We start from the raw sequence: 18,763 nt of genomic DNA, 5'->3' as shown, positions 1-18,763 counted from the left end.
CCTAATACGTCGCCTCCGCCTGATGTTAATAAGAGTCATCAGCAGACGCATACGCAACAGCAGATGCAGACTCAACAGCAGACGCAGATGCAACAGCAGATGCAGACGCAACAGCAGATGCAGATGCAACATCAGACGCAGACTCAACAGCAGATGCAGACTCAACAGCAGACGCAGATGCAACAGCAGATGCAGACGCAGATATAGATGCAGACGCAGATGCAACAGCAGAATCTAATGCAAGCAATAATAATCAATCAAAATCATGTAACAAGATAGGACCTATAAATGTTAATACACCAATAAATATATATGTAACTTGTGGTTGTTGTGGTAAAAAGCAAAGCCATAGAGTAGATGGATATATTGAAGCTGATGGATATGAAGAAGACCAAGATGAAGAATAAAAATTTAGATTAATTATTTTGTAATAAGGGGTGTAGATTAATATGAGAGATGTAGAACACTCAAATGAAAGTAAACCAATAAAAGATAGGAAATCATCACATGATAGCAAACATGTAAGCGTTAGTAAGCCCGTAAAAGATAGTAAAAGTTCAAGTGATAAAAAACACGCAAGTAAAAGCAAACCAATAAAAGATAAAAAATCATCACATGATAGCAAGCATGTAAGCGTTAGTAAGCCCGTAAAAGATAGTAAAAGTTCAAGTGATAAAAAACACGCAAGTGAAAACAAACCAATAAAAGATAAAAAATCATCACATGATAGCAAACATGTAAGTGATAGTGAATAATTTTAAAGAGTGGTCATATTTGACCACTCTCTTTTACATTCAATCTATTTGTTTATATAAAATATTAAAATGAAGGTACTAGCTATTAACAGTAAACTCTATGAGTATACAGAGACAATGAAAAATTAAAAAAATCATAAAACATATTGACGTAATTTAGTTAATATTATATAATTAATTTATAAACAAAGAAAACGTGGAGAAGTACTCAAGTGGCTAAAGAGGTGCCCCTGCTAAGGGTATAGGCTGGGTAACTGGTGCGAGGGTTCGAATCCCTCCTTCTCCGCCAGTAAAAAACTATCGATTAATCGATAGTTTTTTTTATGTGATTTGACGTAAATAGACAGACGAATGGAGATGTTTTTTTGTGAAAAATAGTAAAGAAAGAGTTCTAAAAATTTTAAATGGAGCTCAAAATTTCAAGTATAAGCTAGTAAGAGATTCTCTTCTAGTTGGAATAGTAGTAGGTTTAACTATTGTAACATATAGGATTCTTGCATCAAAATTAGCTCAAGTATTTATGAGCATTTATTCAAAGGGTAGAGAAAGTTTAGCATTTATACCAATTATATTTATGTTACTTACAGCTGCTGGGTATTTTGTATCAAGACAGGTTAAAAAAGAACCTATGATATCTGGAAGTGGTATACCTCAAATTGAAGGTATTTTAATGAGAAGGCTTAAGATGAATTGGTTTAAAATTTTAATAAATAAATTTGTTGGAGGACTTATATGTCTAGGGGCTGGACTATCAGTAGGTAGAGAAGGTCCATCTGTTCAAATGGGTGCTTCTGTTGGAGAAGGTATAGCTAAGAAATTAAATAGACCAGAAGATGAAGAAAAATATCTAATAACAAGTGGGGCAAGTGCAGGTTTAGCAGCAGCATTTAGTGCGCCATTATCAGGAGTTATGTTTGCATTAGAAGAAGTTCATAAAAACTTTTCACCGTTAGTTTTATTATCAGCTATGATAGCTTCGTTAACTGCTGATTTTATATCTAAACAATTCTTTGGAATAATACCATCACTACACTTTGGTAACTTAACGCCAATACCATTAAAGTATTATGGAGTACTTATAATATTAGGAATAACAATAGGTATAAGTGGAGTTATATTTAATAGAGGGATTTTAAAGACACAAAGTATGTTTAAGCAAAGTAAGATGAGTACAGAAGTAAAGATAATAATACCTTTTATAATGGCTGGAATCATAGGATTAGTATCACCTATATTATTAGGTGGTGGTCATGAACTTATAATGAGCTTAAAAGAAAGTAATTTTACGATGATTATGTTAATGATATTTATTGTAGCTAAATTTTTATTTACATTTATAAGTTTTGGGTCAGGAGTTCCAGGAGGAATATTTTTCCCATTACTTACGTTAGGTGCGTTAGTGGGAAATGTAGTAGGGGTTATATGTATATCATACTTAGGTGTACCAAGTAGCTATATGATGAACTTTGTAGTTCTAGCTATGGCAGGTCACTTTGCAGCAACAGTAAAGGCTCCTATAACAGCTATAATACTAATATCAGAAATGACTGGTTCTCTAGATCATCTATTAGCGCTTTCTATGGTTGTAATTATTTCTCAATTAACATCAGATATGTTAAATTCACATCCAATATATGAAAGTTTGCTAGAGCGATTATTAGAAAAGGGAACGCACAAATATGAAGGCAGTTCTAGTAAAAAGACATCATTAGAAGCTGTTGTTCATATGAATAGTAAACTTGATGGAAAGTGTATAAGGGAAGTATGTTGGCCTAATAATTGTTTAGTAGTTACAATTACTAGAGGCAATACTGAAATATTACCTAAAGGGGAAACTGAAATAATGGCAGGTGACTATTTAACAGTTATGACAGATCAAAATAGTTCTTCAGAGACATTGTATAAAGTAACTGAGCTGGCAGAAAGCTAAAAATTATTAAAGAGCTAAAATCTATTATTAGGAGGATTTTAGCTCTTTAATTTTATACATAAATACTTATAGGTAAAATAGTAAATTTTGATTTATATATTACAATTTCTTTGATTATTTCTATGTATTTTTATAAGGTTTTTAGTTTACAATTAAATAGGGCTAATTTTTATTTAAAAAAATTATAATATCTATAAATATAATCTGATAATTTATCTGTTATTTATATAAAATTTCTTGTTTTTAAAATTATATACTATAATAGTATTTGGATATATTTTAAAATATTATAAATGAAATATAATTAAAACTATAAAAAACATTAACATAAATAATAAAAGACCTTAATTTAAGGCGTGAAAAACAATTGTATAATAATAAATATAACTTCAAGGTGGTAGTTTATGATAAGTATAGGCAAATTGAATGAAAATCAAGAGAGTGCAGTAAATCATATAGATGGACCGTGTATGGTCCTTGCAGGTCCAGGGTCTGGTAAGACTAGAGTAATAACTTATAGAATTGCTAATATGGTAGTAAACAAAAATATAAGACCTAGTAGTATACTTGCAATAAGTTTCACTAAGGCATCATCAGTAGAGATGAAAAATAGAGCTTTAAGTTTAAGTAATGATTATAGAATGAATAAAGTTACATATGGAACATTTCATTCTGTATTTTTTAGGATTTTAAGATATTTTGAAAACTATAGTTTAGATAGTATATTTGATGAAAAATCAAAAAGATTAGTACTTAGAGGCATTCTTAAAAGTTTAAATGTAGAAAATGCAGATGATGATGAAACTATAGGTCAAGTTATAAATGAAATATCATATGTGAAAAACGAACTAATGGATAAAATAGATTTTGAATCTGAAATACTAAGTAGTGATGAATTTACAAAAGTTTATAATCTTTATGAAGAACATAAAAATACAATAAATAAAATTGACTTTGATGATATGTTAATAAAAACGTATTATTTATTGAAAAATAATAAACCAGTATTAGATAGAATTAGAAATACATATAAATATATTTTAGTAGATGAATTCCAAGATATAAATAAAGTACAATTTGAAGTACTTAAATTAATAGCAAATCCTATAAATAATATATTTGTAGTTGGAGATGAAGACCAAAGTATATATGGTTTTAGAGGATCAAGACCAGATTTTTTACTTCAATTTGAATCATACTTTGAAAATACTAAAAAAGTATTATTGGATATTAATTATAGATCGAAAAATGAAATAGTTGATGTAGCTAATAGACTTATAGAAAAAAATGAAAATAGATATGAAAAAGTTATAATGTGCCATCAAGGCAAAGGCGCTACTGTAAATTACGTATCACCAGAGGATTCAGAAGAAGAAGCTACATTTATAGCTAAAGATATTTTAGAAGAAATGAAAAAAGAATATACAGAGTATACTGATTTTGCAGTAATATACAGAACTAATATACAATCTAGAGCGCTTGTAGATATATTTATGGATATGAGAATTCCATTTGTAGTGAAAGACTCTGTAATAACAATATATGATCATTGGGCATCTCAAGATATTTTAGCGTATTTAAGAATAGCTTTAAATGCAAAATCTAATAAAGACTGGGTTAGAATTATAAATAAGCCTTTTAGATATATTTCTAAGGATAATGTGAATTTGGTGAAAGAAGAATCTGATTTTATAAATGCATTAATAAATAAATGTGATCTTCATCCAAAGCAAATTAAGACTATTAATGATTTAGAAATAGATTTAAGTTATTTAAAAACATTAAATCCTAAAAATGCAATATCTTATATAAGATCAAGCTTAGATTATGATAGATACATATTAGATTATTGTTCAAATAGAAAAATCAAAACTAATGGTTTGATTGAAATTTTAAATGAGTTAGAAAGTTCAGCAATGAACTTTAAAACTATACAAGAATATATGGAGCATATAGAAAGAGTTAAATCAGAACTTATAGAAAATAAAAATAATAAAAATAGTGATGGTGTTATTTTTACAACTATGCATAGTGCAAAAGGATTAGAATTTAAAAATGTTTATATAATAGGAGCTAATGAAGGTACTATCCCGCATGAAAAATCTTATGATATAGGTGATGATGAAAAGAAAACAGAACAAATAGAAGAAGAGAGAAGACTTATGTATGTAGCTATTACAAGAGCGGAAGAAAGTTTATATATAAGTTATCCTATTAGTAAGTATGGTAAGAAAGTTTCTAAATCAAGATTTATAGATGATATTAAGTCTCCTACTAATAAAGAAATGCAAGATACAACGATAGGAGATAAAATATATCATAAAAGATTTAAAGAAGGTATTATTATACAAAAAGAAGGAAATTCTATTAAGGTTAAATTTAAAGATGGTGACAGAACACTTGATTATAAAGTTTGTCTTACTAAAGGAATGATATGGAAAATATAGGTTAACTTAATATAATATTTTTTATTATATAAGCCAGAGTGAAGTTATTAAATAGCATCACTCTGGCTTATATAAATTGAATGGTTTAATAATAAATACCTTTTTCGAAGAAATCTTTTATTTCATTTAAATCATTAGTTTTTCCAAGAGCTAGCATAAGCTTTATTCTAGCCTTTTGACCTGGAAGGTCTCCACCGAATATACATCCAATGTTTCTTAAATCTCTTCCAGAACCGAAATATCCATAGCTATCAAATACTCTACCAGAGTGACATCTAGAAACTATAACAACAGGTACATTATTTTCTCTAGCATACTTAACCCCTTCAAACATATGAGGAGGTATATTTCCTCTACCCATAGCTTCTATAATTATACCTTTATATCCATTGTCAGTAGCTAATTTTATAAACTCAGCATCCATACCAACAGCAGCTTTAAATAAAGCAACTTTTGATTCAACATTGTCAGTATCAATTATTGTTCTAGGACCTACATTTTTAGATAATACAAGCTCATTACAATCTATTACACCTAAAGGACCTGTAGCTAGTGCTTTAAATGTATTTAAAGCTAGAGTGTTTGTTTTAGTAGCTTCAGAAGCCAACATAGCCTCATTATTTAAAACAACAAGAACACCTTTGCCAACAGCTTCTTTAGATATAGCTGTACAAACAGCTGAAGATAGATTACTAGGACCATCGTATCCAAGTTCAGAACTACTTCTCATAGCTCCTGTAACTATAACTGGCTTTGTACTAGTTATAGTTAAGTCTAAGAAATAAGCAGTTTCTTCTAAACTATCTGTACCATGAGTAACAACAACTCCGTCTATGTCATCTTTTGCAAGTAAATTATTCACATAATTTTTTAATTCCATCATTCTCTCTGGTGTAATATGAGGTCCAGGTATTTCATCAAAATTTAAAATTTCAATCTCTGCGACTTTATCAATATTAGTTACCATTGACATTATTTGCTCACCAGATAAAGTAGGTATAGCAGCGCCTACTTTTTCATCTACTGTCATAGATATAGTTCCACCTGTAAAAACTATAGCAATTTTTTTCTTTTTATTCATATGTATAGCCTCCCTTAAAATATATAAATATATATTATAGTTAGATTATATCAAAAAATACATATATAGGTCTATTGTGAAAAATTTAAATGGAAAAATAGTAAATTAAGAAATGAATATTTAAGCATTAATTAAAAAAGGGCAGAAAAAAAAGAGCTCGGGGAAGCTCTTTTTTTTCTATTAAGCTAACTTCCGTTGTCAACTTAATATAATGGATATAAAGTCTATCCGTTTAAAAGGGGTATTGGGAATAGAGATTTTAATTAAGGTTATCAGGGGGATAACCTGTATTAATAATAACAAATTTCGACAGAAAAAGCAATACTTTTTAAAAAAAATATTATTAATTAATTTGTAATGTATATTGTAGTATATATTACAAATTAATTAATAGAAAAAAGTACATTTAATTAGAAAATAAAATATCTTTATTTTTTAATGTTAATATAAATAAATCAGTTAGTGAAAAAATATAATTTTACAAAAAAAAACTAAATTAATACATTGGGTGATAAACAGACGTAAAATATAATAATAATTGCTATATATTTTATAATATTGGTTATTAAATGTTAAAAAAAATATATAAAAGTGATATAATAAAATGATGTGAGTTTTAAATACAATATTAAGATTTGGAAACAATAAATATAAACAATCTAGTAAATTACTATTTATATATAGATGTTAAAAAATAGAAAGTTGGTGCAGTATATGGAGATATATTTAGATAATAGTGCTACAACAAAGCCATATCAAGAGGTAATAGATAAAGTAGTTTATGCACTAAATACAGACTATGCAAATCCATCTTCAATACATAGAAAAGGTATTGAAGTTGAAAAAAATATAAAATTAATAAGACAAAACATATCTAGATCAATAGGAGCTAAAGATAAAGAAATATACTTTACATCTGGAGGTACTGAATCGAACAATACCATAATAAGAGGTGTAGTAAGCATACATAAAAAAAGAAAAAATCATATAATATCTACAACTATAGAACATCCTTCAGTACTAAATACACTTAAAGACTTAGAAGATGATGGATGTGAAGTTACATATTTAAAAGTTGATGAACACGGAAGAATAAATTTAGATGAACTAAAAGAAGCAATAAAACCTACTACATGTCTGATTACTATAATGCATGTAAACAATGAGGTAGGAGTAGTTCAACCGATACAAGAAATAGGAAAATATCTTAAATCTTTAAGTGAAAAGATATATTTACATGTAGATGCTGTACAATCATATTCTAAAATTAATTTCAAGCCATCAAGATATAATATAGACTTTATGAGTGTTAGTGGGCATAAGTTCCATGGTCCAAAAGGAATTGGGTTTATGTATATTAAGGAAAATAATAGATTAAAGCCTATGCTAACAGGTGGTGGTCAAGAAATAGGAATAAGATCAGGTACTGAAAATACTCCAGGCGTATATGGCTTAGGAGAAGCTGTAAAGATAATTAATGAAAATTTAGATAAAACTATAGAAAAGATAGCTAAATTAAAAAATTTACTTAAAGATGAGATAATAAAAAATATAGAAGGTATAAAAGTAAATTCATCAGATGATGGAGTATGCCATATACTAAATATTTCATTTAGTGGAATAAAAGGAGAAGTTTTACTTCACTACCTAGAGCAAAGAGGACTTTATGTATCAACAGGGTCAGCTTGTTCATCTAAGAAAAAAGGTAGTCATGTACTAAATGAAATGAAATTAACTAAAGATGAAATAGAAGGTGCTATAAGATTTAGTTTAAGTGATTTAAATACAGAAGAAGAAATTTTAGAAACTGTAAAGATAGTAAAAGAGTCTGTAACGGATTTAAGATCGATAATAGGAAGAAAATAAAATAAGAGGTGATACATTTGTATAATATACTAATAGTTAAGTACGGAGAAATCGGAGTAAAGGGTAAAAATAGATATATATTTGAAAATAAATTAATAAAAAATGTAAAGAACATGCTAAAGCCAATCGGTAACTTTAATGTTTACAAAGAATACGGAAGAATATATGTAGATTTAGAAGATTACGATTATGAAGAAGTAATAGAAGAAGTAAAAAAAGTATTTGGTATAGTTGGAGTTTGCCCAGCAGTAAGAGCAGAGAAGGACTATGATAAATTAAAAGAATTAGCACTAAACATGCTAGAAGAGAAAATAGAACAAGGAGCTAAGTCTTTTAAAGTTGAATCTAGAAGAGGAGACAAAAGCTTACCATTAACTTCTCAAGAGATGAGTTTAGATATCGGTGGATATTTAGTATCTCAAGTTAAAGATAGAATAGCAGTTGACGTTAGAAATCCAGAAATAAAAATAAAATGTGAATATAGAGAAAATCACGTTATGGCATATAGTGATACTGTTGCTGGTTACGGAGGACTACCTCTTGGAACTAATGGTAGAGCAATGTCTTTATTATCAGGAGGAATAGACAGCCCAGTAGCATCATGGATGGTAGCTAAAAGAGGTATGGAACTAGAGTGTATCCATTTCCATAGTTACCCATTTACAAGTGAGAAGTCTCAAGAGAAAGTAAGAGATTTAGCTTTAATATTAGCTAAGTATTGTGGAAGAGTTAGACTTCATAAAGTTAACTTATTAGAAATACAAAAAGCAATAGGAGTAACTTGCAAAGAAGAAGAAACTACTATAATATCAAGAAGATTTATGATGAAAATAGCACAAAGAGTTGCAGAGAAAAGATTCTGCGAAGCTTTAGTTACAGGAGAGAGTATAGGACAAGTTGCATCTCAAACGATACAAGGATTAACTTGTACAGATGCATCAGTAAGTTTACCTGTGTTTAGACCTCTTATAGCTATGGATAAAACTGAAATAATAGAGATAGCTCAAAGAATAGGAACATTTGAAACGTCTATACTACCTGAAGAAGATTGTTGTAGTGTATTCTCACCAAAGAAACCAGTAACTAAGCCTAAATTAGATAGAATAGAAATGTCTGAAAATAAATTAGATGTTGAAAAATTAATACAAGATGCAATAGATAACATAGAAGTAGAAGATTTAGAATTTAACTAAACATAAAAAAAGAAGTCCGACTGGACTTCTTTTTTTATGTATTTATAACCATATTAAAATAATTTTAAAGGGCTTATTTATTAAATACTTTAACACCAAATTTATTAATTATCTTAGTGGCTCTTTGAATATCTTCATCAGTAGCATTTTCAACATCTTTTAATTCATAATCTATACCCATATTTTGCCATTTATGAACCCCTAGAGTATGGTAAGGTAATAATTCTAATCTCTCAACATTGTTTAAAGTAGATACAAATTGTCCTAATTTTTCTAAGTTTTCAACATCATCTGTGATGCCAGGAACAAGAACATGTCTTATCCAAACAGGTATATTTCTTTCATCTAAATGCTTAGCTAATTTTAATACTTTTTCAGTACCGACACCAGTTAAATCTTTAGATTTTTCATCTACCATATGTTTTAAATCAAGTAAAACTAAATCTGTATTATCAAGGATTGGATCAATCGTATCTATGTCTACAAATCCAGAAGTATCTAGACAAGTGTGTATTTGATTTTTCTTAGCTTTAGCAAATAAATCAGTTAAGAATTCTGGTTGTAATGTAGATTCCCCACCTGATGCAGTTATACCTCCACCAGAGAATTTCATATATGAAGAATATTTAAGTACTTGAGTTATTATTTCATCAGTACTGTATTCTTTTCCACCTTTAGTATCCCAAGTATCTCTATTGTGGCAATACTTGCATCTTAATGGACATCCTTGCATAAATAATATGAATCTTATTCCAGGACCGTCTACTGTTCCGAATGTTTCTATTGAATGTACTCTTCCTTTAACCATAATGCTCACCTCGTAAGTTGAATTTAAAATTAATTTTATTTAAATATATAATATACTGTATACAAAAATGATTTACAAATATATTATATGATATTATCTGTATAAAGTCCATATAAACTATGAACTAACTATGTTCTAATATTTAAAATTATACCCAATAATTTTATACTTGAAACTTAAATTAAAAAGTTTATTTTAATATAAAAAAAGAGTGTAAGTTGATGAGACTTACACTCTGAAAAAATTATATACTTTGATTGTTGATTTTTAATAATTCTTACGGTGAGGTAAGAAATTGTGAAGTTATAAATTAAGCCATTTTTCCGTGGAATGTTCTGTTTATAACATCCATTTGTTGCTCTCTAGTTAACTTGATGAAGTTTACAGCGTATCCTGAAACTCTTATAGTTAATTGAGGGTATTTCTCTGGATGCTCCATAGCATCTTCTAAAGTAGATCTATCAAATACGTTAACGTTTAAGTGATGAGCTCCGTCTCCGAAGTATCCATCCATCATTGCTGATAAGTTGTTAACTCTCTCAGACATATCTTTTCCTAAAGCACCTGGTACTATAGAGAATGTGTTAGATATACCATCTTGAGAATGCTCGTAAGGTAATTTAGCAACAGAAGCTAATGAAGCTAAAGCACCACTGTTATCTCTTCCGTGCATTGGGTTAGCACCTGGAGCAAATGGTTGACCAGCTCTTCTACCACATGGAGTATTACCAGTCTTCTTACCGTAAACAACGTTTGAAGTTATTGTAAGTATAGATTGAGTGTGGTAAGCATCTCTGTAAGTTTTGTTCTTTCTTATTTTGTTCATGAAACTTTCAACTAATTCACAAGCTATAGTATCAACTCTATCATCGTTGTTTCCGTACATTGGGTATTCGCCTTCGATTTCGAAATCAACAGCTACTCCTTGCTCGTTTCTTATAGCTTTAACTTTAGCATGCTTTATAGCAGATAATGAATCAGCACATACTGATAAACCAGCTATACCACAAGCCATAGTTCTGAATACATCTCTATCATGTAAAGCCATTTCTAATGCTTCATAAGAGTACTTATCATGCATGTAGTGGATTACGTTTAATGTATTTACATATAAGTTTGCTAACCAATCAGTGAAAGGCTCAAATTTAGACATTACTTCGTCAAAGTCTAAGTATTCTGAAGTTATTGGCTCGAATCTTGGTCCAACTTGAGCTAATGATTTTTCGTCAACTCCACCGTTTATAGCGTATAATAAAGTTTTAGCTAAGTTTACTCTAGCTCCGAAGAATTGCATTTGTTTACCTATCTTCATTGCAGAAACACAACAAGCTATACCATAGTCATCTCCCCAGTAAGGTCTCATTAAATCATCGTTCTCATATTGAACAGAACTTGAATCTATAGAAACTTTTGAACAGAAGTCTTTGAATCCTTTTGGTAATTGAGTAGACCATAAAACTGTTAAGTTTGGCTCTGGTGAAGCACCTAAAGTATAAAGAGTATTTAAAACTCTGAATGAGTTTTTAGTTACTAATGTTCTACCATCAATTCCCATACCACCGATTGACTCAGTTACCCAAGTTGGGTCTCCAGAGAATAAATCGTTGTATTCAGGAGTTCTTAAGAATTTAACCATTCTTAACTTCATTATGAAGTGGTCCATTATTTCTTGAACTTCTTCTTCAGTTATAGTTCCAGCAGCTAAATCTCTTTCGAAGAATATATCTAAGAAAGTAGAAGTTCTACCTAATGACATTGCAGCTCCGTTTTGATCTTTTATAGCTCCTAAGTATCCGAAGTATAACCATTGTACAGCTTCTTTACCGTTAGTAGCTGGCTTAGATATATCAAATCCGTAAACAGCAGCCATACCTTTTAATTCTTTTAAAGCTTTTATTTGATCAGATATTTCTTCTCTTAATCTTATTATAGCTTCGTCCATAGTAGATACGTCTAAAGTATCTTTTTGTGCGTTTTTATCAGCGATTAAAGCATCAACACCGTATAAAGCAACTCTTCTGTAATCTCCGATTATTCTACCTCTACCGTAAGCATCAGGTAATCCAGTTACTATACCAGATTTTCTAACAGCTCTCATTTCAGCAGTATAAGCATCAAATACTCCTTGGTTATGAGTTTTTCTGTATTTAGTGAATATCTCACTTATTTCAGAATCACATTCGTATCCGTAAGACTTACAAGAGTTTTCAACCATTTTGATACCACCAAATGGCATAACAGCTCTTTTTAATGGAGCATCAGTTTGGAAACCAACTATTGTTTCTAATTCTTTATCTAAATATCCTGGTCCATATGCATTGATCAGAGATACAGTTTTTGTATCAACATCTAGAGTTCCACCATTGTCTCTTTCTTGTTTGAATAAAGACATAGCTTCTTCCCATAATTTTTTAGTGTTTTCTGTAGCTCCAGCTAAGAAAGAATCATTTCCTTCGTATGGAGTGTAGTTTGCTTGGATGAACCCTCTAACATCTATTTCTTTAGTCCATCTACCTTCTTTAAATCCTTGCCATGCATTCATGTGAATAGCCTCCTTGTTAAGTCCGGTTTAAATTTTTTTAAATTAATTTTGATTTGTTATTTTTTTATTTTAAAATTCTAAAATTGTATATATATAAAATCTAGCTAGATGTTTTTTAAACAAGATAATCATAACATAAAAACAGTATTTTGTATACAATATTTTATTAATAAATTGTCGATTATTAGTTTAAAAAACTTTTTTTACTTTTTTGTTTGTATATTTATACCCAGGCATCACTGTATTAAACACAATAAAGTTTGAAAATATAGAATATATGCGTAAATTTTGAATACCTATTTATATATAGAGGAGGGATGTTTATGTTCATTATAGTATTACTATTTTTAATTGGTTTTATACTTATAAGTAAAGGAGCAGATATATTTATAAGTTATACAGTATTAATAGGAAAGAAAACTAATATATCTGAGCTTATATTAGGTGCAACTATAGTAAGCTTTGCAACCACATTGCCAGAACTTACAGTATCATTATTCGCATCACTTGATGGGCACACAACTATGAGTTTAGGAAATGCAGTAGGCTCAATTATATGTAATACAGGGTTAGTTTTAGGACTAGTAGCAGCAATAAGCCCATTTAAAGTAGATAAAAATATGTTTTTATCAAAGTCATCATTGTTATTAATATCAGTAATAGTACTTATACTAATCGGATTAGATGGGATGATAGATAAAAAAGATGGAATTATACTTTTAGTAATGTTAGGTATATATATGTATACTAACTACAAAAGTGTTTGTGATGACAATAAAAAAAATAGTAGATCAAGTACAAGAAGAGAAAAGACTACATTTAAAGAAGTACTTAAGATAGCCATATTTTTTACACTAGGATTAATAATGATGGTGGTAGGGTCTAAGTTACTTGTTGATAATGGGGTAATAATAGCTCAGTTCATCGGAATACCACAGGGTGTAATAAGTCTTACAGTAATAGCACTTGGAACATCTTTACCAGAATTAGTTTCAGCTATAACTGCTATAAGGAAGAAGCATCACGCTATATGTGTAGGAAACATATTAGGTGCTAACATATTAAATATAGTATCAGTAATTGGAATTTCAGCTATTCCTAATAATATCCCTATATTAGCTCAGACTATGAAAATAGATTTTCCGTTTATGATTTTAATATTGCTTACATTAATATTACCTACTATTAAAAAATCTAAGCTATATAGATGGCAAGGTATACTAATGATGGGTATATATTTTACATACTTAACAACACTATATTTAATGTATATAGCGTTGTAATATCAGGCTTAAGTTTATATCGTCGTGAATATTATATGGCCTTAGAGGGGAAAATACTAATTGCATATTAACCCAAAACAATATATAATAGATAAATCAAGGTAAATTGATAACGGAAAGGAAATAATATATGAACACAATAAAATTTGAAGATTTACAAATTAACGACGATATAAAAAAAGCAATAGCAGAGATGGGGTTTGAAGAACCATCTCCAATACAAGTACAATCTATACCTGTAATATTATCAGGTAAAGACGTTATAGGACAAGCTCAAACAGGAACGGGAAAAACAGCAGCATTCAGTATACCAATCTTAGAAAAGGTAGACCAAAATGATAGAAGCTTACAAGCAGTAGTACTTTGTCCAACTAGAGAACTTGCAATACAAGTTTCTTCTGAAATAAAAAAGATAGGTAAATATATGCCCGGAGTAAAAACTTTACCTGTTTACGGTGGACAGCCAATAGATAGACAAATAAAATCATTAAGAAGTGGAGTTCAAGTTGTAATAGGTACTCCAGGACGTGTTATAGACCATATAAATCGTAAAACATTAAAATTAGATAACGTAAAAATGGTTATATTAGATGAAGCAGATGAAATGTTAGACATGGGATTCAGGGAAGATATAGAGATGATATTAAGTAAAACTCCAGAAGATAGACAAACTACTTTCTTCTCAGCTACAATGGCTAGGGGGATATTAGACTTAACTAAAAAATATCAAAATGATCCTCAACATATAAAAGTTGTTAGACAAGAGCTTACAGTTCCTAATATAAAGCAACATTATATAGAAACTAGATCATCTAATAAATTAGAAGTATTATGTAGATTAGTAGACGTTTACAATCCTAAATTATCTGTTGTTTTCTGTAACACAAAAAGAGGAGCAGATGAATTAGTTAGTGACTTACAAGCTAGAGGATACTTTGCAGATGCGCTACACGGGGATTTAAAGCAAACTCAAAGAGATATAGTTATGGATAAATTCAGAAGTGGAACAATAGATATATTAGTAGCTACAGATGTTGCAGCTAGAGGTATAGATGTTGATGATGTAGAAGCAGTATTTAACTATGACTTACCACAAGATGAAGAGTACTATGTACACAGAATCGGTAGAACTGGTAGAGCTGGTAGAAACGGTATATCATTCACTTTCGTATTTGGTAAAGATATGAGAAAGATGAGAGATATAGAAAGATACATCAAAACTAAGTTAGTTAAGCATGAGATACCTTCAATAGCGGACGTTGAAGAAAAGAAAGTTAATGCATTCTTTAGTCAAGTTAAAGAAGTTATAGAAGCTGGTCACTTAACTAAGCAATTACAATGGATAGAAAGTTTCTGTTCTGATTCTGAAGCAGATTATAGTACAGTAGATGTAGCTGCTGCACTTTTAAAATTAGCTTTAGGTGAAGATAAGCAAGAAATAGTTGAAGAAAAGCCAAGAGAGCGTAGAGAACGTGGTGAGCGTAGAGAACGTACTGGTGAGCGTAGAGAACGTAGAGGATCTACTGGAGCTCAAGAAGGAATGGTTAGACTATTCATAAACGTAGGTAGAAATCAAAGAGTTCAGGCTAAAGATATCGTAGGTTCTATAGCTGGAGAAGCTGGAATCCCAGGTAAATTAGTTGGATCAATAGATATATATGACAAATATACTTTCGTTGAAGTTCCTAAGGAAAATGCAAAGGCAGTATTAGAAAAAATGAAAGACATAAAAATAAAAGGTAACAAAATAAACATAGAGCAAGCTAACGTAAGAAAAAAATAGTTATTTATAAGGCATGATTAAATTTAATCATGCCTTTTTTGCGTTAAAAATAAAAATAGTATTTACAAAATATTAAATTAAACTTACTATCATAAATAAGAATCAATAAATAATACATAAAATAAAGGAGGTCCTTGTTGGAGTGCTGGTATTAAAGCTCAAAAATATGATTTTGGATCTGTAAAATCACATTGTATAGATGATATGTTAAACAGTAAAAATATATTTGTATGGGGTAAAAATCCAGCTTATACAACTATACATACTATGCAAATGATAAACAAAGCAAGAAAAAAAGGAAGTAAGTTGATAGTTATAGACCCTATATTTATAGAGACTGCAAAAGTAGCTGACAGGTATATAAGAATAAATCCGGGAAGTGATGGAGCTCTAGTTTTAGCTATGATTAAGATAATATTTGATCAAAACTTACAAGATATAGATTTTATTAATGGCTATGTAGTAGGTTTTGAAGAATTTAAAACTTATATAGATACTTTAAATTTAGAGTACCTAATTGATGAGTGTGGAGTAGCTGAGAGTGAAATAAGAGATTTAGTAAAGCTATATACTGATAAATATAGTACAATTTATATTGGATATGGAATGCAAAAATATAAAAATGGTGGAAAGAGAATGGTAATCCAAACTTTATAATAGAAAGTGGAATATATGATATGGTTGGACAAGTTACATACAATGAAACATTCGTAGACATAATAAAACAAAACTAGCTAAATTTCATTGAAGGATAAAAGTGTTAATAAGGAGAATTCATTAGAAGTTAATTACTTTGAAGATAGTAAGGGGGCATACTAATGATAAAATATTCTTTAGACCAAAAAAACCTTTTAATAGAGTTTATGTCTACGGAACTAGATCATCACATAACTAATGAAGTTAGAGATGAAATAGACAATATATTAATTTCAAAATCGGTCAAAAATATAATATTTGATTTTAGAAATATTAACTTTATGGATTCATCAGGTATAGGTGTAATTATAGGGCGATATAAAAAAATTTCTAGTGATGGTGGAAAAGTATCAGTAATAAACATAAATGATAGAGTAAAAAAAGTCTTTGATTTATCAGGGATGAATAAGATAATAGGCATTTATGATACATATGAAGAAGTAGTAAGTTCTTTGTAAGGGGGAAGATATTATGAGTAATATTATGGAAGTTAAATTTTCTGCCAAATCTGAAAATGAAAGCTTAGCGAGAGTTATAGTTGCATCTTTCGCAGCAAAGTTAGATCCAACATTAGATGAAATGGCAGATATAAAAACAGCAGTATCAGAAGCTGTAACTAATGCTATCATACATGGGTATGATGAAGATGAATCTAAGTTTGTTTATTTAAGATGTGAAATAGAAGAAAATATAATAAAAATAGTAATAGAAGATAGAGGAAATGGTATAGAAGATATTCAAATGGCTATGCAACCACTTTATACATCAAAGCCGGAACTTGAAAGATCAGGAATGGGATTCACAGTTATGGAAAGTTTTATGGATGGTGTAGCGGTAAGTTCAATAAAAGGCGACGGAACTAAAATAGTTATGACAAAAAAAATAAACTTACCTAAATAAAGTCCAAAAAGAATAGAGGTTTTATTATGGGGATAACTGTAAGAAAAGAAGAGAAAAGGGTATTGCTTAGTCATGAAAAGACATTAGAATTAATAGATAAAGTTCAGCATGGGGATGAAGAGGCTAAAGAAATTTTAATATCTAGTAATTTAGGTTTAGTTAGAAGTGTTGTTACGAAGTTTTTAAATATAGGTTATGATAGAGACGATTTATTTCAATTAGGTTCAATAGGGCTTATGAAATCTATATATAAATTTGACCCTAGCTTCAATGTTAAGTTTTCAACTTATGCAGTACCGATGATTTTAGGAGAAATAAAAAGGTACTTGAGAGATGATGGAATGGTTAAGGTTTCTAGATCTTTGAAGCAAATAGCAATAAAGGCTAAGACGCAAAGTGAAATATTAACTAAACAATTAGGAAGAGAACCGAGTATAGAAGAAATAGCAAAAGAATTAGAAATAGAAAAAGAAGATTTAGTAATGGCAATGGAATCTAATTTTTCAGTAGAATATTTACACAGTGTAATTCACGAAGAAGAAGGTAACCCAATATGCCTAATAGATAAAATAAGCATGAAGGGTGAAAGTGAAGAAGAAAAGGTAATTGATAATCTATTGCTTAAAGAAGTATTAGGTAAGTTAGAAAAAAGAGAAAGACAAATTATAATGCTTAGATATTTTGAAGATAAAACTCAAAGTGAAATTGGGGACTTACTCAACATATCTCAAGTACAAGTGTCAAGAATTGAAAAGAAAGTATTATCAAAATTAAAATCATATATTAGTTAAAAATGAACCTCTAATATACATAAGTAAATCTTATGTAAAAATTAGAGGTTTATTTTTTGGCATTTAACAAATAATAAATAAGAAGGAGGTATTATATATGGAAGATATTTACTTAATACCTAAAAGTATAAAACCCTTTAAAACAAATAAACCTAGTATTTATTTAGAAGATATTTATGCAATATATCCTAAAGATTGTGAAAATAAATTGAAAAATATTTGTTTAAGACAATACAAAGAGATTGTATCTAATTATGATGTAATACATTTAGGAGAAATTATACAATCGGTAAGTGATAAATTTCCGAATTTGCGTCTTAATTTTTTAAAACCTGATGATATTATAATATTCTTTGATGATTGCAAAAAGGATAGAACAAAATATATAAGAGTATTTATAGTATCTATAGTAGTATTAATGGGATCTATAATGGGAATAATGAATTTTCATGCAGATGTTAATATGGCTCATTCTCAATTTATGATGGTAGATGCAATAACGGATAATCCTAAAGAGTATATGCCATATTTTCAGTTACCATACTCGATAGGTATAGGTATAGGAGTAGCCTTGTTTTTTAATAAATTTATACCTACATACTCAAAGGGAGAGCCTAGCCCACTAGATTTAAAAATGATTTCTTTAGATGCAGAAATTCAAAATCAATTAAGAAAGAAATGATGAGGG

Annotated in this window: 16 protein-coding genes and 1 tRNA gene; 14 read left to right on the top strand and 3 right to left on the bottom strand. The window is 29.3% G+C overall.

The window, feature by feature from the left end; translation table 11 throughout:
* From QOZ84_RS14445 to QOZ84_RS14425, 5 genes are all read left to right on the top strand, one after another.
* On the top strand, positions 1–207 hold a 207-nt coding region (locus tag QOZ84_RS14445; RefSeq protein WP_284133648.1), incomplete at its 5' end, for a hypothetical protein.
* Between the two features lie 242 nt (positions 208–449).
* Positions 450–755 (top strand): hypothetical protein, encoded by a 306-nt coding sequence (locus tag QOZ84_RS14440; protein WP_284133647.1) that lies wholly within the window; start codon positions 450–452, stop codon positions 753–755.
* A gap of 198 nt (positions 756–953) precedes the next feature.
* Positions 954–1,044: transfer RNA gene (locus QOZ84_RS14435), tRNA-Ser, on the top strand.
* A 78-nt stretch (positions 1,045–1,122) separates the two neighbouring features.
* Positions 1,123–2,685, top strand: a complete 1,563-nt coding sequence (locus QOZ84_RS14430) for a ClC family H(+)/Cl(-) exchange transporter (protein WP_284133646.1) — start codon at positions 1,123–1,125, stop codon at positions 2,683–2,685.
* Positions 2,686–3,089: 404 nt separating this feature from the next.
* Positions 3,090–5,132 carry an ATP-dependent helicase gene (locus QOZ84_RS14425; RefSeq protein ID WP_284133645.1) on the top strand — a complete coding sequence of 681 codons (2,043 nt, stop codon included), beginning with the start codon at positions 3,090–3,092 and terminating at the stop codon, positions 5,130–5,132.
* 85 nt (positions 5,133–5,217) lie between these two features.
* Here QOZ84_RS14425 and QOZ84_RS14420 read toward each other — a convergent pair whose 3' ends face one another.
* Entirely contained in the window at positions 5,218–6,213 is a 996-nt protein-coding gene (locus tag QOZ84_RS14420) for an asparaginase (protein WP_284133644.1), read from the bottom strand.
* A 714-nt stretch (positions 6,214–6,927) separates the two neighbouring features.
* Between QOZ84_RS14420 and QOZ84_RS14415 the strand changes: the two genes are divergently transcribed.
* Together QOZ84_RS14415 and thiI are read left to right on the top strand one after the other, a co-directional pair.
* On the top strand, positions 6,928–8,079 hold the full coding sequence (locus QOZ84_RS14415; RefSeq protein ID WP_284133643.1) for a cysteine desulfurase family protein: 1,152 nt from the start codon (positions 6,928–6,930) through the stop codon (positions 8,077–8,079).
* A gap of 17 nt (positions 8,080–8,096) precedes the next feature.
* Positions 8,097–9,272: a tRNA uracil 4-sulfurtransferase ThiI gene (gene thiI, locus QOZ84_RS14410; protein ID WP_284133642.1), complete on the top strand. Its 1,176-nt coding sequence runs from the start codon at positions 8,097–8,099 to the stop codon at positions 9,270–9,272.
* A 73-nt stretch (positions 9,273–9,345) separates the two neighbouring features.
* On the opposite strand, the gene pflA is transcribed toward thiI, so the two are convergent.
* Both pflA and pflB read right to left on the bottom strand, forming a co-directional pair.
* Positions 9,346–10,080 (bottom strand): pyruvate formate-lyase-activating protein, encoded by a 735-nt coding sequence (pflA, locus tag QOZ84_RS14405; protein WP_284133641.1) that lies wholly within the window; start codon positions 10,078–10,080, stop codon positions 9,346–9,348.
* A gap of 310 nt (positions 10,081–10,390) precedes the next feature.
* Complete coding sequence (gene pflB / locus QOZ84_RS14400; RefSeq protein WP_284133640.1) at positions 10,391–12,622, bottom strand: formate C-acetyltransferase; 2,232 nt, start codon at positions 12,620–12,622, stop codon at positions 10,391–10,393.
* Positions 12,623–12,945: 323 nt separating this feature from the next.
* Between pflB and QOZ84_RS14395 the strand changes: the two genes are divergently transcribed.
* The 7 genes from QOZ84_RS14395 (at position 12,946) to QOZ84_RS14365 (ending at position 18,757) form a co-directional block, all read left to right on the top strand.
* The gene (locus QOZ84_RS14395) at positions 12,946–13,905 is read left to right on the top strand and encodes a calcium/sodium antiporter (protein WP_284133639.1); all 960 of its coding nucleotides are present in this window, start codon (positions 12,946–12,948) and stop codon (positions 13,903–13,905) included.
* A gap of 130 nt (positions 13,906–14,035) precedes the next feature.
* Positions 14,036–15,688 carry a DEAD/DEAH box helicase gene (locus tag QOZ84_RS14390; RefSeq protein ID WP_284133638.1) on the top strand — a complete coding sequence of 551 codons (1,653 nt, stop codon included), beginning with the start codon at positions 14,036–14,038 and terminating at the stop codon, positions 15,686–15,688.
* A gap of 204 nt (positions 15,689–15,892) precedes the next feature.
* Positions 15,893–16,345 carry a molybdopterin-dependent oxidoreductase gene (locus tag QOZ84_RS14385; protein WP_331496599.1) on the top strand — a complete coding sequence of 151 codons (453 nt, stop codon included), beginning with the start codon at positions 15,893–15,895 and terminating at the stop codon, positions 16,343–16,345.
* Between the two features lie 161 nt (positions 16,346–16,506).
* Positions 16,507–16,842, top strand: a complete 336-nt coding sequence (gene spoIIAA, locus QOZ84_RS14380; protein ID WP_026900148.1) for an anti-sigma F factor antagonist — start codon at positions 16,507–16,509, stop codon at positions 16,840–16,842.
* A 13-nt stretch (positions 16,843–16,855) separates the two neighbouring features.
* Positions 16,856–17,284 (top strand): anti-sigma F factor, encoded by a 429-nt coding sequence (gene spoIIAB / locus QOZ84_RS14375; RefSeq protein WP_284133637.1) that lies wholly within the window; start codon positions 16,856–16,858, stop codon positions 17,282–17,284.
* Positions 17,285–17,310: 26 nt separating this feature from the next.
* Positions 17,311–18,075: an RNA polymerase sporulation sigma factor SigF gene (gene sigF / locus QOZ84_RS14370; RefSeq protein WP_284133636.1), complete on the top strand. Its 765-nt coding sequence runs from the start codon at positions 17,311–17,313 to the stop codon at positions 18,073–18,075.
* A gap of 97 nt (positions 18,076–18,172) precedes the next feature.
* Positions 18,173–18,757 carry a stage V sporulation protein AA gene (locus tag QOZ84_RS14365; RefSeq protein ID WP_284133635.1) on the top strand — a complete coding sequence of 195 codons (585 nt, stop codon included), beginning with the start codon at positions 18,173–18,175 and terminating at the stop codon, positions 18,755–18,757.
* Positions 18,758–18,763 lie beyond the last annotated feature (6 nt).

The organism is Romboutsia sedimentorum (genome assembly GCF_030131845.1).
Classification (GTDB): Bacteria; Bacillota; Clostridia; order Peptostreptococcales; family Peptostreptococcaceae; genus Romboutsia_D; species Romboutsia_D sedimentorum.
Note: the sequence above shows the minus strand (reverse complement) of the source record. Positions and strands in the feature narration are given on the sequence as shown.